The organism is Streptomyces sp. NBC_01260 (assembly GCF_036226405.1).
GTDB classification, from domain to species: Bacteria; Actinomycetota; Actinomycetes; order Streptomycetales; family Streptomycetaceae; genus Streptomyces; species Streptomyces laculatispora.
Genome location: NZ_CP108464.1, coordinates 507,779 through 528,537 on the forward strand (window position 1 = coordinate 507,779; position 20,759 = coordinate 528,537).

The 20,759-nt window shown below is 70.7% G+C and carries 17 protein-coding genes, 1 tRNA gene and 1 pseudogene; 9 read left to right on the forward strand and 10 right to left on the reverse strand.

The features are described 5' to 3' along the window. Nucleotides 1-152 precede the first annotated feature (152 nt). On the forward strand, nucleotides 153-965 hold the full coding sequence (locus tag OG322_RS02275; protein WP_206432430.1) for a COG4705 family protein: 813 nt from the start codon (nucleotides 153-155) through the stop codon (nucleotides 963-965). Here the strand turns inward: OG322_RS02275 and OG322_RS02280 are convergent. Both OG322_RS02280 and OG322_RS02285 read right to left on the reverse strand, forming a co-directional pair. Next, nucleotides 946-2,343 carry an ATP-binding protein gene (locus OG322_RS02280; RefSeq protein WP_329305963.1) on the reverse strand — a complete coding sequence of 466 codons (1,398 nt, stop codon included), beginning with the start codon at nucleotides 2,341-2,343 and terminating at the stop codon, nucleotides 946-948. The genes OG322_RS02275 and OG322_RS02280 overlap by 20 nt on opposite strands. 11 nt (nucleotides 2,344-2,354) lie before the next feature. Further along, nucleotides 2,355-3,026, reverse strand: a complete 672-nt coding sequence (locus OG322_RS02285) for a response regulator transcription factor (RefSeq protein ID WP_123464687.1) — start codon at nucleotides 3,024-3,026, stop codon at nucleotides 2,355-2,357. A 755-nt stretch (nucleotides 3,027-3,781) separates the two neighbouring features. Here OG322_RS02285 and OG322_RS02290 point away from each other — a divergent pair. The 3 genes from OG322_RS02290 to OG322_RS02300 are packed head-to-tail and all read left to right on the forward strand — an operon-like array spanning nucleotide 3,782 to nucleotide 7,450. Next, nucleotides 3,782-4,270 carry a (2Fe-2S)-binding protein gene (locus tag OG322_RS02290; RefSeq protein WP_443066521.1) on the forward strand — a complete coding sequence of 163 codons (489 nt, stop codon included), beginning with the start codon at nucleotides 3,782-3,784 and terminating at the stop codon, nucleotides 4,268-4,270. Between the two features lies 1 nt (nucleotide 4,271). After that, complete coding sequence (locus tag OG322_RS02295; RefSeq protein ID WP_123464685.1) at nucleotides 4,272-5,255, forward strand: FAD binding domain-containing protein; 984 nt, start codon at nucleotides 4,272-4,274, stop codon at nucleotides 5,253-5,255. Next, nucleotides 5,252-7,450, forward strand: coding sequence for a xanthine dehydrogenase family protein molybdopterin-binding subunit (locus tag OG322_RS02300; protein WP_329305964.1), 2,199 nt, complete (start codon nucleotides 5,252-5,254; stop codon nucleotides 7,448-7,450). The genes OG322_RS02295 and OG322_RS02300 overlap by 4 nt, the downstream gene beginning before the upstream one ends. Before the next feature lie 50 nt (nucleotides 7,451-7,500). On the opposite strand, the gene OG322_RS02305 is transcribed toward OG322_RS02300, so the two are convergent. Together OG322_RS02305 and OG322_RS02310 are read right to left on the reverse strand one after the other, a co-directional pair. After that, complete coding sequence (locus tag OG322_RS02305) at nucleotides 7,501-7,767, reverse strand: hypothetical protein (protein WP_329305965.1); 267 nt, start codon at nucleotides 7,765-7,767, stop codon at nucleotides 7,501-7,503. 28 nt (nucleotides 7,768-7,795) lie between these two features. Next, complete coding sequence (locus OG322_RS02310) at nucleotides 7,796-8,218, reverse strand: hypothetical protein (protein ID WP_123464680.1); 423 nt, start codon at nucleotides 8,216-8,218, stop codon at nucleotides 7,796-7,798. Between the two features lie 337 nt (nucleotides 8,219-8,555). Between OG322_RS02310 and OG322_RS02315 the strand changes: the two are divergent. Beyond that, a pseudogene (locus OG322_RS02315) lies at nucleotides 8,556-8,797 on the forward strand (tyrosine-type recombinase/integrase); the annotation flags it as partial. A 113-nt stretch (nucleotides 8,798-8,910) separates the two neighbouring features. On the opposite strand, the gene OG322_RS02320 reads toward OG322_RS02315, so the two are convergent. Further along, nucleotides 8,911-8,984 (reverse strand) — tRNA-Pro (locus OG322_RS02320). 50 nt (nucleotides 8,985-9,034) lie between these two features. Next, entirely contained in the window at nucleotides 9,035-11,668 is a 2,634-nt protein-coding gene (locus tag OG322_RS02325; protein ID WP_124285754.1) for an ATP-binding protein, read from the reverse strand. A gap of 109 nt (nucleotides 11,669-11,777) precedes the next feature. On the opposite strand from OG322_RS02325, the gene OG322_RS02330 reads away from it, so the two are divergent. Beyond that, nucleotides 11,778-12,341: a DUF309 domain-containing protein gene (locus tag OG322_RS02330; protein ID WP_123464676.1), complete on the forward strand. Its 564-nt coding sequence runs from the start codon at nucleotides 11,778-11,780 to the stop codon at nucleotides 12,339-12,341. A 43-nt stretch (nucleotides 12,342-12,384) separates the two neighbouring features. Beyond that, nucleotides 12,385-12,756, forward strand: a complete 372-nt coding sequence (locus OG322_RS02335; RefSeq protein WP_398912164.1) for a hypothetical protein — start codon at nucleotides 12,385-12,387, stop codon at nucleotides 12,754-12,756. A 106-nt stretch (nucleotides 12,757-12,862) separates the two neighbouring features. Here the strand turns inward: OG322_RS02335 and OG322_RS02340 are convergent, their stop codons facing one another. Genes OG322_RS02340 through OG322_RS02350 form a run of 3 tightly spaced genes read right to left on the reverse strand, consistent with a single transcriptional unit; the run spans nucleotide 12,863 to nucleotide 16,951 of the window. Next, entirely contained in the window at nucleotides 12,863-14,089 is a 1,227-nt protein-coding gene (locus OG322_RS02340; RefSeq protein WP_329305966.1) for an FAD-dependent oxidoreductase, read from the reverse strand. Beyond that, the gene (locus OG322_RS02345) at nucleotides 14,086-15,498 is read right to left on the reverse strand and encodes an NAD(P)/FAD-dependent oxidoreductase (protein ID WP_329305967.1); all 1,413 of its coding nucleotides are present in this window, start codon (nucleotides 15,496-15,498) and stop codon (nucleotides 14,086-14,088) included. Before OG322_RS02345 ends, OG322_RS02340 begins: the two co-directional genes overlap by 4 nt. Before the next feature lie 19 nt (nucleotides 15,499-15,517). Then, nucleotides 15,518-16,951 carry an FGGY family carbohydrate kinase gene (locus OG322_RS02350; protein WP_329305968.1) on the reverse strand — a complete coding sequence of 478 codons (1,434 nt, stop codon included), beginning with the start codon at nucleotides 16,949-16,951 and terminating at the stop codon, nucleotides 15,518-15,520. Nucleotides 16,952-17,271: 320 nt separating this feature from the next. On the opposite strand from OG322_RS02350, the gene OG322_RS02355 reads away from it, so the two are divergent. Further along, nucleotides 17,272-18,279 (forward strand): hypothetical protein, encoded by a 1,008-nt coding sequence (locus OG322_RS02355; RefSeq protein WP_329305969.1) that lies wholly within the window; start codon nucleotides 17,272-17,274, stop codon nucleotides 18,277-18,279. Between the two features lie 89 nt (nucleotides 18,280-18,368). Continuing rightward, on the forward strand, nucleotides 18,369-19,898 hold the full coding sequence (locus OG322_RS02360; protein WP_329305970.1) for an amino acid permease: 1,530 nt from the start codon (nucleotides 18,369-18,371) through the stop codon (nucleotides 19,896-19,898). A gap of 58 nt (nucleotides 19,899-19,956) precedes the next feature. Here the strand turns inward: OG322_RS02360 and OG322_RS02365 are convergent, their stop codons facing one another. After that, nucleotides 19,957-20,724 carry a sulfite exporter TauE/SafE family protein gene (locus OG322_RS02365; RefSeq protein ID WP_124285749.1) on the reverse strand — a complete coding sequence of 256 codons (768 nt, stop codon included), beginning with the start codon at nucleotides 20,722-20,724 and terminating at the stop codon, nucleotides 19,957-19,959. Between the last annotated feature and the right edge of the window lie 35 nt (nucleotides 20,725-20,759).

The window sequence follows — 20,759 nt, forward strand, 5'->3', positions numbered from 1 at the left end:
CGGAAAATCCCGGTGTGAGACCGGCCTGCCGGACGTGATGCGGTCAGGCTCCCGGGTACTTCGCACATGCCGGCCGCTACGAAACCCAGGGCAGCTCAGGCCTGCGATGTGGTCAGGAAAAGTTCAGGCGGGGGCTGACAGCGTGCGGTTCCATGACAACCGACATGTACGCGTCCGGTGCGCGCTCCAGGCAGCGGCAGATGCTGAACAAGGTTCCGGAGGTGACGCTCTACTTCTGGGTGATCAAGGTGTTGTGCACCACCGTCGGCGAGACCGCGGCGGACCTGCTCAATGACAACCTGGGCATGGGGCTGACCAACACCTCCTACCTCATGGGGGCCCTGCTGGTGGTGTCCCTGGTCTTCCAGTTCAGGGCGCGGGCGTACGTGCCCGGCGTGTACTGGCTGTCCGTGGTTCTGATCAGCGTGGTCGGCACCCTGATCAGTGACAATCTCACGGACAATCTGGCTGTTCCGCTGGAGACGACCACGGCGGTCTTCGGCGTGGCCCTCGCCGGCACGTTCATCGTCTGGTACGCCAGTGAGCGGACTCTGTCGATCCACTCGATCCTCAGCACGCGCCGTGAGGCGTTCTACTGGCTGGCGATCCTGTTCACGTTCGCGCTCGGTACGGCGGCGGGAGACCTGGCGGCGGAGAAGCTGAATCTGGGCTACTGGCTCTCCGCGGTGGTGTTCGCGGCGCTGATCGCGGCCGTGGCCGTCGCGCACCGGACGCTGGACTTCGACGCGGTGTGGTCGTTCTGGATCGCGTACGTCCTGACTCGGCCGCTGGGTGCTTCGCTGGGTGACTATCTGTCGCAGCCATTGGCGGACGGCGGTCTGGGGCTGGGCACGGTCGGGACCAGCGTGCTGTTTCTCCTGGTCATCCTCGGCCTCGTCGTCTTCCTCACCCGTACCCGACGCGACGTGACGCAGGAGGCTGCCGTCAGCCCGCAGGAAGGGTGACCTCGAAGCGGGCACCGGGCGCTTCGGTATCGAGTGCGATGTCCCCGCCGGCAGCGCGGGCCAGGCGACGGGCCAGGGCCAGGCCCAGGCCCGCGCCGTCGTGTCCGTCCTGGGGGTGGGCGCGGCGGCCGGGTTCGAAGAGCGAGGCGGCGAACGTCTCGGGTACGCCCGGGCCGTCATCGTCGACGTACACCGTGACTGCTCCTTCCCGTCGGGTACAGCCGAGGGTGATCGACCGGGCGGCGTAGCGGCGGGCGTTGTCCAGCAGCGGTACCAGAATGCGCTCGGCGACCTCCTGAGAGACACCGATGTCGATGTGCGAGCCCGCACCATCGGCGAGGGGACGGTCTGTCACGACGGTCACCTCGGGGGCTCCGGCGGGACCCTGTGAGGCGCTGAGCCAGGCGAGGTGGTGGCCGAGTTCCGGGAAGCGGCAGCGGCCTGGCGTCTGCGCGTTGCGGGTCCTGACCTCGGAGAGCAGTGAGTCGCAGATCTGCTGCATCCTGGCAGCGGCCCTGGCGATGGCCTCCAGCGAATCTGCCGATTCCTGCTCGCTGCGCGGCCGGGAGGTGAGCCAGTCCGTCTCCGCGGTGATCCTGGACAGCGGGGTACGCAGCTCGTGGGAGAGTTCGGCTGCCTGCTGCTGTTCGTGGCGCAGCACCGCGGCCAGGCGGTCGAGGAGCGCGTCGAGACTGGTGGCGAACGCGGCGAGTTCCGTGGGTCTGGCCTCGGAGCCGAAGCGTTCCGGTGCGCCCGCCGCGCTCCACCGCGTTGCCTGGTCGCTCATCGCGGCGACGGGACGGAGAGCACGCCGCACCGCGAGACGAGTCAGCAGGTAGAACGTCGCCAGCAGCAGTACAGCCAGGGCAATGGATCCGACCAGTGCGGTCTCGGCGGTGTCGCGGTACGGATCGAGGCTCAGAGCGCTCACCACGGTGCCGGCCTGCGTGGACGCGTGGCCCTGAGCGGCGGAAGCGTGGAGGGGGAAGGCGTACAGCCGCCAGGGCCCAGGGCTCTGGGCGTCGGCGAACGCCTTTCGGCTGCCCGCCAGGTGCTGTGCCTGGGCGTCGAGGGCGGCCGGTGCACCTGGGGGCTCCTCGATCACCCTGTCGCCCCGGAAGATCCAGACCCCGGCGTCCAGGGCCGCGTCCTCGGTGGGCTCACGAACGACGAGCCGGCCGTCGGAGCGTACGTCCACAGTGGCCGCCACCGCCTCCGCCCGCGTGCGCAGGACATCGTCCGCCTGCGCGTGCAGCCGCTGGTCCAGAGCCAGATTGAACACGGTGGTCAGGACCCCGATCCACAGCGCGCTGGTGGCGAGGGCCATCAGAGCGAGGCGTCCGCGCAGCGTGCGGGGGCCCCGGAGTGCCGGGTACATGCGAGCGACCTTCATCCGAAGCGGTAGCCGACACCGCGGGCCGTGCTGATGGTGCTCGGGCTGTCCGCCTCGCGCAGCTTGCGCCGCAGCCGGGCCAGATACTGGTCCAGGGTGTTGTCGCTGACCTGGGCGCCCTCGGGCCAGGCGGCCCGGACCAGGGTGCCACGCCGTACCACCGCACCGGGATCGGCCAGGAGACGTGCCAACAGCCGGAACTCGGTGGGCGTGAGCGCGACGGGCCGCTCCCGCACGGTAAATTCGTGGCGTACCGGGTCCAGCAGCACCGTACCGGCGTGGTCGCTGAGTGTCTGGGTGTGGCCGGCGCGGTGCAGCACCGCGCGTACGCGGGCGGCCAGTTCGCTCAGATGGAAAGGCTTGACGAGATAGTCGTCGCCTCCGGAGGCGAAACCCGAAAGCCGGTCGGTGAGGTTACCGTGCGCGGTCAGGAAGATCACGGGCACGGCGATGCCGGCCCCGCGCATTGCCTGGCACACGTCGCGTCCATCGGAATCCGGAAGTCCGATGTCGAGGACGACCGCGTGGACGGTTTCGTCGGCTGCCTTGAGCGCCGAGGTGCCGTCGGTGGCGGTCACGACATCGAAGTTCTCGTCGCGCAGTCCCCGGGCCAGGACATCGCGTAGTCCGTGGTCGTCCTCGACGACGAGAATGCGGGCAGCGGTCATCGGCCCAGTATGGCCGGGTTCGCACGTCGGTTCCGGTGGCAGGCGGGGCGGCGGACGGCGGTGTTCAGGTTGTGTTCAGGTGACGGGATTGCTCGCGAAGGTCCAGCAGCGACGAGAACGAGGTGGTCGTGAGCTTCGCCGCACTTCACCGAGGGACCCTGACACCGCTGCTCAGGCACGGGTTCCGGTGGCTCGTCCTCGACGGCTGAAACATGACGCCGAGGGCTGCGGCGCATACCTGGTCGTACTCAAGAGCTGCTCCGAGTGAATTCTTTGATCCAGATCACCGTGGTGAAATTCACGTCCAATGAGAAGGTCGTGACGCTATGCGGTTTGTTGTGTCGGCTCCCTGCGCCTGGCCGGATCGGTGGTCTCGTCGCTGTTCACCAGTTCCCGTACCGCAGCCCGTTCTTCGGCCGGGCCGAGGGCTGGACCTGCGGCGAGCGGGGCCTGCGCGGTGCGGGAGCCGCGGGCGGCGGTAGCGGGCGGCCCGTGACCCGCTGGTCATCAGGCGGCACGCGGTCGTGATGCCCAGCTGGCCCTCGACGCCGGTGAACGCGTTCACCTTCCGGGTCGGCAGGAGGTCCCGACCTCGTGGCGACCCGCCCGAGTCGTGGCGCAATCCATGGCGCCGGGCGAATGCGGCCGCCTGCGCCTACGCGGCTTGTGTCCTTGAAGGGGCATCTGGTCCGGTGGTGGAAGACTCTAGACGCATTAGCCATCTTCTTCGCATATCGACCGACGAGGAGCCAGCAGTGGAGAGTGACCCCTTCTCCGCGCAGGTCACCATCAGCCTGAGCGTCAACGGGAACGAAGAGCATTTCCACGGCGATGCGCGGACGACCGTGCTCGACCTGCTGCGCGAGGTGTTCGGGCTCACCGGAACCAAGAAGGGGTGCAACCGCGGCGAGTGCGGGGCCTGCACCCTTCTGGTCGACGGCGCGCGGGTCAACGCCTGCATGATGCTGGCCGCCAGTGCTGACGGACGAGTCGTCACCACCATCGAGGGACTCGCCACAGGCGACGAACTCCACCCCGTGCAGCGGGCTTTCATCGATCACGACGCCTTCCAGTGCGGATTCTGCACCGCGGGGCAGATCATGTCCGCGGTGGGTTGCATCCGGGAGGGCCGCACCACGTCCGACGAAGAGATCCGGGAGTGGATGAGTGGCAACATCTGCCGCTGTTCTGCCTACCCGCAGATCGCCGCCGCGGTGGCGGCAGCGGCGAAGGAGACGGTCTGACGTGCGGTCCTTCTCGTACGGTCGCGCCCGCTCTCTCGAAGAGGCCCTGACACTCGCTCAGCGAACGGATGTGACCCTGCTTGCCGGCGGTACCGAACTGCTCAACTGGGCCCGGATCGGTATTCACCGGCCGGAACGCGTCCTGGACATCAGCCGGGTCCCGGGCCTCACCGGTATCACCGCGCTGGAATCCGGCGGGTTGCGCATCGGCGCGCTGACGAGCCTCAATGCGGTCGCTCTGCACGCGGAGGTACGGGAACGCTATCCCGTGCTCTCCCAGGCCATTGTGCAGTCCGCCTCGGCGCAGCTGCGGAACCTCGCGACCATCGGCGGAAATCCCGTGCAGCGTACCCGGTGCGCCTACTTTCGTTCCGATCTCCCGGTGCCGTGCAACAAAAGAGAGCCCGGCTCCGGATGCGCGGCGCTGAACGGTATCAACGCCCGCCACGCGATCTTCGGCTGGACCGAGCAGTGCGTAGCCACGCATCCGTCCGATCCCGCGGTCGCGCTCAGCTGTCTGGACGCTGTCTACGTCACCGAGCACGTCGAGGGTGGACGGCGCCTGCCGGCAAAGGACTTCCACGTTCTGCCCGCCGAGGACCCCTGTGCGCACAACGTACTGCGGCACGGTGAGGTGATCACGGCGATCGAGGTGGGGCCGTCCGCGCCCCGGTCCGCCTACGTGAAGGTCAGGGAGCGCCAGAGCTACGAGTTCGCGCTGACTTCGGCCGCCGCGGTGGCGGAAGTCCGGGACGAAGTGATCACCCGGGCGCGCATCGCTCTGGGCGGAGTAGCGATGCGGCCCTGGCGCCTGGAGCAGGCGGAGGTATCGCTGGTGGGTCTGACCGTCGGTTCCGCCCAGGTCAAAGTCGCCATCACGAGTGCCTTCGATGACGCCCGGGCCCTGTCGTCCAACGCGTTCAAGATCCCGCTGTCGCGCAACACGGCACTGCGCGCCTTCCAATTGGCGGCGAGAGTCCGATGAATTCAAGCACGTCCGTTCCCCGCCTCGACGGTCCCGCGAAGGTCACTGGCGCGGCCCGGTACACGGCTGACCACAACGAGCCGGATCAGCTGCACGGCGTCCTTGTCGGCGCACCCGTGCCGGCGGGCCATGTCCTCGACATCGGCAGTGCCGACGCGCTGCGGCAGCCCGGCGTCCGTCATGTACTGAGCGCCGCGGACATGCCGACCGCGCACGCGGATCTGGCTGCCGCGAGCAGCCCGCCGCTCGCCTCGCTCTTCCTGCCCATGCAGGGTCCCGAGATCCATTACAGCGGGCAGCCGGTCGCGATCGTACTGGCGGAAACCCTCGAAGCCGCCGAGGGCGCGGCCTCCCTCGTGCAGGTGCGGTGCCGCACCGATGAGTTCACGGTTCCCGACAGCGCACCCGCCACCACCCCCTCACCCGAGAGCGGCTACAACGCGATCGGCATGGTGCGATTCCGCAAGGGTGACGCCGAGGCCGCCGTCGCCGCCTCTCCGGTCCAGGCCGGCGGTGAATACCTTCAGCCGGCCCGCCACGCCAACCCCATGGAGCCGTCGGCCGTTCTGGCCGTCTGGAACGACGACCGGCTGACCGTCCACGACGCCGCACAGCACGTCTACGCGGTGCGGTCGAACCTGGCCGCCGCCTTCGGTATCGATCCCGGCAAGGTCCGCGTGCACTGCCGTCACACCGGGGGCGGCTTCGGCGCCAAGGCGTACGTCTGGCAGCACGAGATTCTCGCCGCCATGGCGGCCAAGGTCGTCGGACGACCGGTGAAACTCGTGCTGACCCGCTCGGAGATGTACACGATCGTCGGCTACCAGGCACGCATGCGACAGAACGTCAGACTCGGCGCGGCAGAAGACGGCCGTCTCACCGGCGTGGTCCACGAGGTCGACAACACCACCGCGGTGACGGACGACTACATCGAGTTCGGCAGCGCACCCTCCGGATCGCTCTACGCGACCCCCGCCATCCTGCTCGATCAGAAGGTGCGCCGGGGAAACGTGAATCTGCCGACTTTCATGCGCTCACCCATCGACGGCCCCGGCACCTGGGCTCTGGGCTCGGCGATGGACGAGCTGGCGCGGGCACTGGACATGGATCCACTCGATCTGCGCCTGATCAACCATGCCGATGCCGATCCGTCGGACGGCCGTCCGTGGTCGTCGAAGAAGCTCAAGGAAGCCTACGCAGAGGGAGCGAGGCGATTCGGCTGGCGAAAGCGCGGGCGCGGCGGGACCCGCGACGGGGACTGGCTGCTCGGCTGGGGCATGGCCGACAGCACACAAGGCCAGTTCCGGTTCCCGTCAGAGGCACGGGTACGCCTCGCCGCGGATGCCACCGCGCGGCTCGAAGCGGGATACACCGACATCGGAGCGGGGTCCGCCACCATCTTCCCGCAGATCGCCGCGTCCGTCCTCGGCCTGCCACCCACGGCGGTGCGTGCGGCCTCGGGAGACAGCGATCTGCCGTTCGCGGGACCGACGTTCGGTTCCGGGACCACGATCGGGATGGGTGCGGCCGTCCAGGACGCCGCCCAGAAGATCATCAAGCAGCTCGCCGACCTGGCGGGCTGGCCGGCCGAGGAAGTGCACACGCAGGACGGGCACCTGATCCACGGCACGCGCTCCCGCTCGCTCACGGACGTCATGAGGGACGCCCGAGTGGACGAACTGATCGGCGACGGCGCTTTCAGCCTGCCGGGCGGGGCGCCCGCCGATGCCGGTGATGCCGAACGGGCGACGCGCACCTTCGGCGCCGTGTTCGTAGAGGTGGGCGTCGACCCGGATCTGGGACTGCTGAGGCTGCGGCGAGCGACCGGGGTCTACAGCGTAGGCCGCGTGATCAACCCGCGAACCGCCCGGTCCCAGATGATCGGCGGTGTCGTCTGGGGGTGGGGCATGGCGGCCATGGAAGCCAGCCTGTACGAGCCGAACCTGGGCCGGTGGCTCTCCACCGACCTCGCCGGCGTACCGCTGCCGGTCAACGCCGACATCCCGCCCGCCATCGACATCGCTTTCATCGATGAGTTCGACGAGTACGCCGGCCCTCTCGGGGCCAAGGGCATCGGCGAGCTGGGAGCCACAGGTGTCGCCGCCGCTGTCGCCAACGCCGTCTATGACGCCATCGGGAAACGCGTCCGCGACCTGCCCATCACACCGGAGAAGCTGATTGACCTGACGATGTAGGGCGTGGGGACCGGGGAGGGCAGCGCCCGGGCGAGGTTCTGTCCGGCGGATCACGACGCCATAGGCTTCACTGCGCGCACGGCAGTGACCGTGCAGATCGGTGCCTCTTGCGAGCTGGCCCCCCGCGCCAGCCGGTCCGCCTTGCCGCCGTCGTTCAGATCACCGGCTCCGGCCATCGAGTCGTACACGGCCCAGCCCCGGCCGAGCTTGACCCATGTCTCAAGCATCCCCTCGCCGGGCATGCCGTGTCCTCCGTACTCCCGAAGGACGGCATCGCAGAACAGGCACTGAACCGCGCGGCCGCGGGCAGTGGTCATACCGGCTGTCCGCGGCCGCGCTGCCGGCTCAGCGGACGTTCACCGTCACCACGTCAGAGGCGTGCAAGCGCACGGGATTCTGGTCGTGAGTGCTGGTCAAGCCGTACAGCACGGCACGGAACTTCAGGTTGCCGCGGCGCGCGGACGTGCCGTGTGCGGTGACCCGCGCATCGCCCTTGACCGCAGCACTGCAGTTCTCCTGGTGCCACCCCTCGCCGAAGCCGTTCTCCTCAAGGCACAGCTGATGCAGGTAGCCGGCGCTGTCGTCGCCGCCGTGCGCCTTGACCGTGATGGTCTTGCCGACATGGGCCGTGTGCGGCGCCGTGATGTCCACAGCGCCCTTGGCGAGCGCCGGCGCTGCGGCCAGAGTCACTGAGGCCAGACCCAGCGCACCGATCACAGCCACACGGCGGCCCCGCGCCTTCATCCCGGTCTTCTTCGTCCTGGTCATGGGCTTTCCTCCCGCAGGTCCCCCCACGTGGTGAGACCCACCCTTCACGAAGGCGCCCGGTGCGCCTCGCTGATCACCCACACGAGCCGGCCACCCCGCCCGGTTGCACTTCGCCCGGCGGTGTTACGAATCAATGACAAAACCCGCCGACTATACCCAATCCCACCAACAGCCGCCAAATCACTTCTCGGAAGCGGCAGCCCGCCGACCTACGCGGTCCGATATCGCAATCAGGCACTCAACTTGATCTTTAACCCCGGGGTCCGGACGAGTCCTCGTCCTTGATCACCCGGACCGGTAACTGCCGTACACGCAGGTGGCCTTCGGCTGAACATGTGATCCGGCCACCAGGCTCGGCTACGAGCACCTGCGCCGCCACGACCTCCGGCACACCGGACTGACCTGGTTCGCCGACGCAGCCGTCCAGGTCCATGTCCTGCGCCGGATTGCCGGCCACGGTTCGCTGACCACCACCCAGCACTACCTGCACCCGGAGTACACGAGAGCACGGCAGCCGGAGCAGCGCTCTCCGCGCACCTCAGTGTGCTCCGCGCGCCGCGTTCGCTGCCGAGCCCGATCACCCCACCCGCTGACACAGGTCAAGGACACCGGTCCCCACCTGGTCCCCAGAAACGATCAAGGGCCGGTATCGAATTTCTCCGATACCGGCCCTGATCTGCGACTCTTTCGAGTCGGGACGACAGGATTTGAACCTGCGACCCCTTGACCCCCAGTCAAGTGCGCTACCAAGCTGCGCCACGTCCCGCTGCGATTCCCCCCGGTGTTCCCGGGCGGCTGCGCAGGACAAACATTACCTCACTCGGTGGACCGGATCGACGCCCGTGCCTGCTGGGCGCGAGTCGCCAGGGATTCCGCGCCGCAGGCCGTGGCCAGCTTGTGCGCCCGCGCGAGTTCCCTCGGGGAGCGGGTCGCGATGCCGTGCTCGACGAGGGCGAGTGCGAACTCGTAGCCGGACGGCGACGCCTCCAGATGACGGACCGCCTCGCCCAGCAGGCGTTCGGCCTCCTCCGGACGGGCGAAGAGCGCGACGCAGCGCAGTGCCTCGCCGATCGCGGTATCCGTTCCGAACCGCTCGGCGTGCACCCGGGCCGAGTTGGCGATCCGGGCGGCGCGACCCGGGTCCTCGTCGGCCAGTGCGCGTGCCAGGTCGCCGGCCCAGGGGCCCCAGATACCGTTGAACCTGCCGCGCGGTTCGAGGGCCTGACCGGCGGCTTCCAGTTCGGTGACGGCTTCCTTGATACGGCCTTCGGCGAGCAGCAGGCGGCCCCGGACGCACGGTGCGTCGGGGAGCACCATGGCGCTGGGGTAGGGCAGGCCGAAGTCGTACTGGTCGGCGATCTTGCGCGCCTCGGTGACGCGGCCTCGGGCCAGCAGTGTGTCGATGAGCAGACAAGCGGCGTCCCAGTGGACGGGCAGTCCGCTGCCGACACGGTCGGCGAGACGGAGACCCTCGCGCAGGAAGCCCTCCGCCTCGGCGAGGCGGCCGCGACGGCGGTTCACCAGGCCGAGGAGCGTATGGGCGAAGGCGAGGTGGGCGCCGCTCCAGCCGGAGATCTCGAAAGCGCGCACCGCTTCGCCGAAGAGTTCCTCGGCACGGTCGAGGCGGTCGGTGAAGGCGTACGTGATGCCGAGCAGGGTGGGGAGTTCGAAGCCCCATTCCGTGTCGGTCCAGCCGAGACCGCGGGCGGGATGGCCGTTGACCAGGGCGCGTTCGCAGAGGTCGACGATCAGCTGGGAGTTCTCGCCGCGCAGCATGGCGTCGAAGGCGCGCAGGGTGAGCAGCGCCCGCTCGGCGTTGTCCCGGCCGGTGAGGTGGTCGGCGTTCGCGGCGAGCCTGCGCGAGCGGCCCGCACCGTCCTCCTCGGTCGCCTGCATGCCCTCCCAGAGGAAGTGCGCGGCCTGCAGCCGCATCAGACCGGGGCCGGGCGCGGTGCGCTCGGCCTCGGCCGCGAGGGCGAGCGCCGCCTCCTTCAGCTGGTTGTTGTGCGACAGCGCGGCGGCGAGCCGGAAGGTGGCGTCGACCCGCAGGTCGTCGGCGAGACCGGGAAGGTCGAGCGCGGCCCGTAAATGCTGCACGGTGGTGGGCGGCGAGCTGAGCAGCGTGGCACAGCCCAGTTCGTAGAGCAGGGTGGCGCGCACATCGTGGCGCGGCGGTTCCTGAAGAGCCCGTTCCAGACAGCGGCGGGCCGCCTCGGGTGCACCGACCGCGAGGTGCTGGCCGGCGGCTGCCCGGAGTTGCTCGACCAGCTCGTGGTCGTCGTCCGGATGGACTTCGAGCAGATGCCGGGAGGCCGCGGCGGGGCCGAGACCGGCCCGGGTGATCGCCCAGGCCGCCCTGCCGTGCATGGCGGTGCGCGTGGCCGGCGGGATCGAGCGGTACACGGCGGTGGCGATCAGCGGGTGCACGAACTCCAGCGGGTCGAAGCCGCTGACGATACGGGCCTCGCGCAGCCGGGCCGTGCAGTCCGCCGCCTCCGCCGGGCTCATTCCGGCCAGGGTCGCGGCGAGGTCCTGGGAGATGTCGGTGCCGAGCACTGCCGCGGCCCAGGCGAACCGGTTGGCGTTGGTGCCGAGCCGTTCGAGCCGGGCGACGAGTCCGCTGCCGCGGGCCGAGGCACCGAGTTCGCGCAGCAGCCCGGCGGACTCCTCCAGCGGCGCCAGCTGGCGGTCCTGGACCTTGGCGACGAGTTCGACCGCCTCGTACGGGTTGCCGCCGGTGACGGCCCAGACCTCGCGGCAGAACGGGTCGTCGGCGTGCTCGCCGAGGCCCGCGCGGACCAGTTCCGCGGTGGCGTCCGGAGTGAGGGCCCGCAGGGCGACCCGCACCTGCGCGGGATGACCGCCCGCAGCGGTGCGCGCCGCTTCCCGGGCGGCGAGCTCCTCCGGGCGGTGCGCCTGGACGACGAGGACCCGCAGCTCACCGAGCCGGGCGGTGAACGAGGCCAGCCAGGCGAGGGATTCGCCGTCGGCCCAGTGCGCGTCGTCGATGAGGAGCAGCAGCGGGCGGTGGCTCAGCCGGGAGGCGAGCCGTGAGACGACCCAGTCGAGGCCGTCGCGCACACCCTGCGGATCGGGCTGCGGACCGGTCGGTTCGACGAGTCCCAGGGCGGGTGCGGCGATCTCGTACCAGGCCCCGAACAGTGCGCGTACGTCGTCGGTGGGGAGCTGTTCCAGTGCGGGCTGCAGCAGTTGGCGTACGACGTGGAACGGTACGGAGGTGACGGTCTCGCCGCCTCGTGCGGACCAGACGGTGCACCGGTCGGCTGCCATGGCCTGGATCTCGGCCAGCAGCGCTGTCTTGCCGATGCCTGCTTCACCGCTGAAGATCAGCAGCCCGCCGGACGCCTGAGCGCCGCACAGTGCGTCGACGGCTTGCGCGGCGGCGGCGAGTTCCGGTTCGCGCTCGTACAGCGGCCGGGACGGTTTCATGCCTACCCTCCCCCAAAGTGGTACGGACAACTGTCGAGAATAGTCGTGCGCGGGGGCCCACCAACAGTGGTTCGGGGAGTTCTCCGCAGGTGCGGGGCACAATCGAGGGGTGGACGAGACTCGCAGGGACCGCGACACCGAAGGCCGGGCGCACAACGCGCGCCCCCGCGACGGGCTGGGGCGCCCCTTGCCCTACGGCTCGCCGGGGGTGGAGCGGCAGCCCGAGGGTGTGGTCCGTTCCCCGGAGGAGACCGTCCGGGAGGCACAGCGGCTGCTGGACGCCGGGATGCCGTTCCACGCCCATGAGGTCTTCGAGGACGCGTGGAAGTCGGGCCCCGTGGCGGAACGGGAGTTGTGGCGCGGGCTGGCCCAGCTGGCTGTCGGCCTGACCCATGCCGCCCGCGGCAATGTGACGGGCGGGGCGCGGCTGCTGCGGCGGGGCGCGGCGGCGCTCGCGGAGTTCGGCGAGCACGGCGGTACGGGCGCATCCGGCGTCCCCGGCCCGCCCGAGGACGCCGCTTCCGGCGACTCCCCCGGCTCCTCGGCGCACGGGATCGGTGTCCGTGCGCTGATCGGCTGGGCGCGGGAGCTGGCCGGGCGGGTGGAGGAGCCGGGCGCGGGGCCCGTCGACGCCGCTGTCGAGGCGCCGCGCCTGCGGGCCGGCCGCCGGTAGTCCGGACGGTGGCGGGCGCCGGACACGCGTCCTTTCCCTCTCTTTGACCGAGAGCGGCGAACAGGGCAGCGCGAAGCTATTACCATCCCGCGTCATGAGCACTTCTGACCAGGACCAGGCCGTGGACACCCCGATAGCCGCCCCCGACGCCGAGGAACGTCGCCTGACGCCACGTCAGGCGAGACGGCTGCGCATCGTCCTGTCCTCCGTCGGCATGGCCGCGATGGCGGTCGTCCTGGGGCTGCGGATCGCGAGCCGGTCCTCCGTCCTGGTGGTCGGGGTGTACGGGCTGGCGCTGATCCTGTGCGGGATCGTGATCGAGCTGAGCCGCAATGGCCGTACCCGGCTCGGCAGTTGGCTGCTGGGCATCGGGCTGGTGGCGGCGATCGGTGCGGACTGGCTGCTGATTCCGTGATCCGCTGCCGCCCTGCCCCGGCCGGTTGAACGGCAGGCTCCCGGGCGCTGCCGTCCTGCCGCCGGGCCGGCGCTCGCAGACCCTGACCGCCGCCTCCCTCGCGCGGTCAGCGCACGGAGATCCGTACGGTGTCGCCGTGTGAATCCGCCCGGTCCAGCCAGTCGGCGGACAGGTGGACGGGGAGGCCGGGCCGGGCGGGCAGCAGCAGCCGTTGCCGGTGCAGCAGCCGCCCGTTCTGACGGACCTCCAGCAGCGGGGCGGTCAGCCGCCGCTCGGTGCGCAGGACGAAGCGGTTGTTCAGCGGCCGGTCGCCGCCGGGGCCGAGGAGATTGGGCGCGATCCAGGCCAGCGGGGCCGCGACCGTGAGCGCCGTACGGCCGGCGGGCCAGGACCCGGTGGCGAGGTGGCGCAGTACGGGGGCGGCGACGGCCCGCCCCTCGGCCGCCGCGGTGCCCGCGCTCTCCACGGCGTGCAGCAGATTCCCGACGGCGAAGACGCCCTGCTCGCCGGTACGGTACGAGGCGTCGTGGGCGGGGCCGCGGGTGCCGGGGTCCAGGGCGACCGCGCCGCGCCGGGCCAGTTCGTGGTCGGGGATCCAGTCGCCCGTGAAGACCACGGTGTCGCAGCGGAGCGTCGTGGTCCGGCCGTCGTGGTGGCGCACCGTGACGCCGGTGAGCCGCCCGCGCCCGGTCAGGCCGGTCACGGTGGTGCGGCTGAGCACCGGGGCGCCGGGGCGCCGGCGCATCGCGGCGAGGGGTTCCGGCGGCTGGCCGGTCACCAGGGCGGCCACCTCGACTCCGGCGACGCGCAGGGTGCCGGCCGCCGCATGGGCCACGGGTTCGTCGCCGACGACCACCGCGCGCGTACCGATGTACTGGTGGTGGAGGTGGACGGCCTGCTGGAGTTCCCCGGTCGTGTAGACGCCGGCGGGGCGGGTGCCGGGGACGAGCCGGGCGCTGCGGGGGCGTTCCCGGGCGCCGGTGGCGAGGAGGACGGCGTGGGCGGTGATCCGTTCCAGTCCGCCCGGTCCGGTGGCGTCGAGGGTGCGGGGTCCGGCCCAGCCCGTGACGGTGATGCCGGTGCGCAGGACGGCGCCGGCCCGTTCGGCGGCGGCTGTGCAGCGCAGGGCGTACTCGGGCCCGCTCACGCCGCCGGTGGTCCGGCGACTGCCGAAGCCCCCGTGGTGGCAGTGGCGCGGGATTCCGCCGGTGCTCTGTTCGCGCTCCAGCACCTCCACCCGTGCGCCGGACGCGGCGAGTTCGGCCGCCGCGCCGAGTCCGGCGGGGCCCGCGCCGACGACCAGCACATCGACCGTCCGCTCGCGACGGGTCATGTTCGCGCCCCCTCGATCAGTGCACGGAGCCCGGCCCCGCAGTAGAAGCCCTGGCAGCGCCCGTTGCCCGCCCGCGTCCTGCGCGCCAGCCCTTGTGCCGAGCGCGGCGGCAGCACGGAATCCAGTGCGTCGCGGACCTCGCCCGCGGTGACGCGTTCGCAGTGGCAGACCACGGTGCCGTAGGCGGGGTCCCCGGCGATGAGTCCGGCGTCCAGGTAGGGGCGGTCGGCCGCCTCGCCGAGGTCCGGCATGGTGACGGGCGGCAGTCCGGCCGGTGCGCCGAGGTCGAGGCCGGTCCGGGCGAGGAGGGCGGTGACGTGTGCGGCGATGGCCATGGAGGCGGTCAGCCCGGTGGACCGGATGCCGCCCACGGCGATGTAGCGCCGGTCCGGGTACTCCTTGATCCGGTAGTCCTCGTGGCCGGTGGCCGCGCGCAGCCCCGCGTAGACGGCGGTGACCTCCTCGTCGATCAGCCGCGGCAGGATCCTGCGGCCCTTCTCCCGCAGCAGCGCGATGGCGTCCTCGGTCGACTCGGTGGCTGCCTTGTCGTCGAGGTCCTCGGCGGTCGGGCCGAGCAGTACGTTGCCGAAGACGGTCGGTGCCACCAGGACGCCCTTGCCCGCCGCGGTGGGAACGGGCAGCAGGATGTGACGGACGAGATCGCGCGCGAGCTTGTCGAAGACGATGAGCTGTCCGCGGCGCGGGGTGACGGTGAAGGCGTCGTGCCCGAACAGCCGGTCGATCTCGTCGGCGTGCAGTCCCGCCGCGTTGATCAGCTGACGGGTGCGGACCGGGCCGCGGGTGGTGGTCAGGGTGTGGATGCCGGTGCTGGACTCGATGCCCGTGACGCGGCAGTCCAGGTGCAGATGGACGCCGGCCAGGACTGCCTGGGTGGCGAAGGCGAGCGGGGTGGTCCAGGGGCAGATGACGGACTCGTCGGGAATCTCCAGTGCGCCCAGCGCGCCCGGCCCCAGGTGCGGTTCGAGCTCGGCGAGCCGGCCCGCGTCCAGCAGTCGTGCAGCGTGGTAGCCGTTTCGCTCGGCCTTCGCCAACAGGTCGGGAAGCGCTTCGAGTTGTTCCTCGTCCCAGGCCACGAGGAGAGCGCCGACACGTTCGACGGGGATGCCCGTCTCGGCGGCGTACGCGGCGAGTCTGCGCTGCCCCTCGCGTACCAGCCGGGCCTCCAGCGAACCGGGCACGGCGTCGAACCCGGTGTGCAGGATCGCGGTGTTGGCCTTGGACGTGCCGTTGCCGATGTCGTCCGAGGCCTCGACGAGGGCGGTACGGACGCGGTGACGGGCCAGCTCACGGGCGATCGCGGTGCCGACCACGCCGGCTCCGATGACCGTGACGTCGTAGGGCGGGCCGTCGGGCAGCGGCTGCCCGGCCGTCGTGACGGTGCGGTTCATCGGCCGGTCCGGGCCGTTGTCACGACCGCTCCAGGAGCGTGTCGACGGCCGCGCGGAATCCGGCGAGGCGCTCGGCCGCCTCGGCGGGGCCGATCCTCGGCTCGTACACCGCGGCCGGTTCCCAGTCGGGCACGGCCTGCCGCAGGGAGAGCCCCGGATCGAGGCCGAGCCGGGCCACGGCCCCCACGCCGAGCGCGGTGACGTCGGGCAGCGCGGACACCTCGACGGGCCGTTGCAGCAGGTCGGCCTGGGTCTGCATGAGCAGCGCGGAGCGGGTCAGCCCGCCGTCGACGCGCAGCACCCCGGGCCGCGCCCCCAGATCCGCCGCCACCGCTTCGGCCAGCTCGGCCACCTGTGCGGCGATGCCCTCGCACAGGGCCCGCACCAGATGGCCCGCGGTGGTGTCCAGGCTCAGCCCGGTCACCGAACCTCGCAGGTCGCCGCGCCACCAGGGGGCGGCGAGCCCGGCGAGCGCCGGTACGAAGGTGACGCCCCCGGAGTCGGGGACGGAGCCGCCGACCGGGTCGAGGTCTGCGGCGCCGGAGATCACCTTGAGGTCGGTGAGCCAGCGCACCGCGGAGGCCGCCGTGTAGACCTGTCCGTCCAGGCAGTAGCTGGTCTGCCCGCCGAGCCGCCAGGCCACGCAGCTGACCAGTCCGGTAGAGCTGCGGCGCGGCGCCGGGCCCGTCTGGGCCAGCAGGAACGCACCGGTTCCGTAGGTGCACTTGGCGGTGCCCGGCTCCAGCGCGCTCTGTGCCAGCAGGGCGGCCTGCTGGTCGACGAGGAGTCCGGTCAGCGGGAGCTCGCCGCCGAACGCGGTCGTCGTTCCGAACACTCCGGCGGCGTCGACCACCGACGGCAGCCGTTCGCCGCCCAGGCCGAAGATGTCCAGGGCGGCGGGTGACCAGCCGACCCGGTCGAGATCGAGCAGCTGGGTGCGCCCGGCCGTCGCGGCGTCGGTGACGAACGCACCGGTGAGCCGGTGGACCAGCCAGGAGTCGCTGGTGGTGACGACTCCCTCGCGGGTCAGCTCGCGGCGGATCCAGGCCATCTTCGGGGCAGCGAAATAGGGGTCGAGGGGCAGCCCGGTGAGTTCTTTCAACTCTTCTTCATGCACGACGAGTTCGCCACACAGCCCGGCGGCCCGGCGGTCCTGCCAGACGATTGCGTCGGTGAGCGGCCTTCCGGTGTCCGGATCCCAGGCGAGCACGGTCTCGCCCTGATTGGCGAGCCCGACGGCGGCCACCGGTTCACCCGCTTCGGCCAGGGCCCGCATTCCGGCATCGACGACCGAGCCGTACAGCTCGGCGGGGTCGGCCTCGACCACTCCGCCGGAGCCGAACCGGGGGCGCACCGGAGCCGAACCGGAACCGATCACGCCCCGCTCCGGGCAGATCACCAGCGCCTTGGTGCCGGAGGTCCCCTGGTCCACAGCGAGTACCGGACCTGTCATCGGCTCTCCAGTGGTACGCAAGCTCCGGCGCTTGAACGGAATCGTGATCTTCGGTTGCGGGAACCCAGAGTGGTGCAGCCCGGCGGTTCCGTCAAGCACCAGTAAAGCCCATGTCCGGAACCCTCTTCAACGCTCAACCTCCGGTTGACCCAGGCGACTTGAATAAGATCCACGAATCATTCGGGAGTTCGACGCAACGGGCTCTACACTCACCGCCGAGCAACAACCGGACGCTTTACAGCAGTTCATATTTCAACAGCTGCATCACCCCCCACGTCCTAGAGGATCGATGAGACCGACACCACGCCCAGAGCGCATCCATGGCCAACAGTGATTTCCGGCCGGTTTACCACCCGGCCGGCCACGACAATGAACTCCGTTCCGCGTTACAGGATTTACGGACCGGCCGCTGGCTCTCCATGCGCAATCTGCTGGAGAGCACGCCGGACTGGACCCTGTGGACCCAGCGCACCCAGGTGCTCGGAGCGGTTGCCGCGGGGTCGGACGCGGTACAGGCCTGGCTGACCGAGGAGCCCCGGAGCGTCGCGGCCGCCGTGATGCACGCCCGAGTCGTCGTGGAGCGGGCCGTCCGGGCCCACCGCGAGGGGCACCGCCGCGCGCAGGAGCTGTGGCAGCAGGCCTGGGAGGCGTGCCGCTCGGCCGCCCACGCCTCGCCCGCGGACCCGGTGCCCTGGGTGTGCCTGTTGGCCCTCTCCCAGCTGGACGAACGCCAGCGGCTGGAGGAGCACCGGCTGCATCCGCCGGGGCCCATGCTCTTTCCGGGGCCGTGGGGTCTGCTGGCGGAGGCGGACAAGCGCGATCCGTTCAACCGCGAGGCCTATCACCGGATGCTGCAGTTCGTCTATGCGCGCAAGGCCGGTGGCGCCCTGTCCGAAGCGGTCAACTTCGTTCAGTGGGCGGCCTCCTCGGCACCCGACGGGTCCGCTCTGCACGTGCTTCCGCTGTACGTGCGGGTCGAGCGCTACCGTCGCGAACGCGGCCATGAGAAGGCGCTGGACCTGCACTGGGTCACCGAGGACGCGGAGCGCGACGCCGTCCGCGCTCTGGACATCTGGTTCCTGCGCACGTCCGCGCCCAGCCGCACCCTGCTCGACCTCAACTATCTGGCGCACGCCCTGTGGGGCGCGCTCCAGTTCGCCGACGCGGCGCCGGTGTTCAGGGAGCTCGGCCCCTATTTCACCTCGCTGCCCTGGGCGTACCGCACCCGTACGCCCAAGGACCCCGGCGGCGCCGAGGAAGTGTTCCTGCGCGCCCGCGGCCGCGCCCTGGCCGCGGCCCGCGACCCGGGCAGGGGACCGCACGGCTGAGCCGGAGCCCGCATCGCCCCGCGCCCTCTTCCTGTCACCCGCACCGTCTCTCCCAGTCCCCGCAACGTCACCGCTCACGGAGGTCCCCCATGTCCCTATCCACCTCGCCCCACACGGGTTCCGAGGCCCACGCACCCAAGGACGAGGAACAGCGGCTGCGCGAGCTCGGCTACCAGCCGGTGCTCGCGCGGCGGATGGGCGGCTTCGGCAACTTCGCCATCAGCTTCTCCGTCATCTCGATCCTGTCCGGCTGCATGACCCTGTACGGCTTCGGCATGTCGACCGGCGGGCCCGCGGTGATGCTGTGGGGCTGGGCCGGGGTCGGTCTGTTCGTGCTCTGCGTGGGCATGGCGCTCGCCGAGGTCACCAGCGCGTACCCGACGTCCGGGGCGCTCTACTACATGGCGGACCGGCTCGGCGGCCGCAAGTGGGGCTGGTACACCGGCTGGCTGAATCTGCTCGGGCTGCTCGGCGCGATCGCCGGTATCGACTACGGTGCCGCGCTGTTCACCGGTGCGCTGATGAATCTGCAGTGGGGCTTCACTCCCACTCCGGGCAAGACAATGATCATCTTCCTCTGCATCCTGCTGCTGCACGCCGTGCTGAACCTCTTCGGTGTCCGGCTCGTCAGCGTGCTCAACTCCATAAGTGTGTGGTGGCACCTGGCCGGCGTCGCGGTGATCGTCTCCGTGCTGGCGATCGTCCCCTCGCACCACCAGTCGCCGTCGTTCGTCTTCACCGAGTTCGTCAATGACACCGGCTGGGAGAACCCGCTCTACGTGGCCGCGATCGGTCTGCTGCTGGCCCAGTACACCTTCTGCGGCTACGACGCCTCCGCCCACCTGTCCGAGGAGACCTCGGACGCCTCGGTCTCGGCGCCCCGCGGCATCGTCCGTTCGATCTGGGTCTCGTGGCTGGCCGGCTTCGTGCTGCTCGCCGGGCTGACGTTCGCGATCCAGGACTACGCGGGCACCCAGGAGAGCGCCACCGGAGTGCCGCCGGCCCAGATCCTGATCGACGCGCTGGGCACCTCGGGCGCCACGGCCATGCTGCTGATCGTGATCGCGGCGCAGCTGTTCTGCGGCAACGCCGAGGTCGCAGCCGCCAGCCGGATGGTGTTCGCCTTCAGCCGGGACAACGCGCTGCCGGGCTCCGCGCTGTGGCGCAAGGTGAGCGCCCGCACGCAGACGCCGGTGAACGCGGTGTGGCTGTCGGTCGTCGTCGCCGGACTGCTCGCCGTTCCTTCGCTGTACTCCGCGACCGCGTACGGTGCGGTGACCGCGATCAACGTCATCGGCATCACGCCCGCCTACGCGATCCCGATCTTCCTGAAGCTGCGTGCGGGTGACCGTTTCGAGCGCGGGCCGTGGCACCTGGGCCGCTGGTCGAAGCCGGTCGGCTGGATCGCCGTGGTGTGGGTCTCCCTCGTGACCGTGCTGTTCCTGCTGCCGCAGTCGTCGCCGGTGACGATCGACTCGATGAACTACGCGTCGATCGCGCTGGTCGCCGTTCTGGTGCTGGCCACCGTGTGGTGGTTCGTCGCTCGGGGTTCGTACAGCACGCCGTCGGCTTACGGCAGCGCCCGTGAGCAGGCGGAGATCGAGGAAGGCATCATCTGATCCGCCGGGCAGCCGACTGCCGGCCCTTCCGGATCCTCGCGATCCGGGAGGGCCGCCGTCAGGTCAGCAGCAGTTGGAGGCCGCCCAGCACGGTTGCCCCGATGACGAGACGTTCGAAGAGTGTCTGGTTGATCCGGTCCACGCACTTGCGGCCGATCCAGGCGCCGGGGAGCACGAACAGCAGCATGCAGGCGTCGAGCAGCAGCGACTGGGCGTCGATCAGTCCGAGGCCCACGCTGAACGGCACCTTTGAGGTGTTGACGATCAGGAAGAACCACGCCGAGGTGCCGAGGAAGCCGAGCTTGCGAAACCCGGCGGAGAGCAGATAGAGCGACATGACGGGGCCGCCCGCGTTGGCGACCATGGTGGTGAAGCCGCCGAGCACCCCGTACGAGCGGGCCTTGAGCCGCTCGGCCGCGGCCGGCGGGCCCGCGTCCGCCGACGGCTCCCCGCTCCCGGCCGCGGTGCGGCGGCGCCAGATCGTGACTCCCGCCATGAAGACGAGGATCGCGCCGATCGAGGTCCGCACGGCGGCGTCGCCGGCCCACATCATGAACAGCGTGCCCGCCACCACGCCGACGGCGACGGCGGGGAAGAGCCGCAGCAGCGTCGGCCAGTGCGCGTGGCGGCGGTAGGTGAGTACGGCGAGCACATCACCGGCGATGAGGATCGGGAGCAGCACTCCGGTGGACTCGCGGGCGGGGAGCACCGCCGCGAAGACCGCGAGACTGATCGTATTGGCACCGCTGACGGCCGTCTTGGAGAAGCCGACGAGCGCGGATGCCGCGGCCAGCGCCGCCAGTTGCCAGAGGGTGAGTGTGTCCATGCCAGGAACAGATCGTAATCTGCCATGATCTTCGG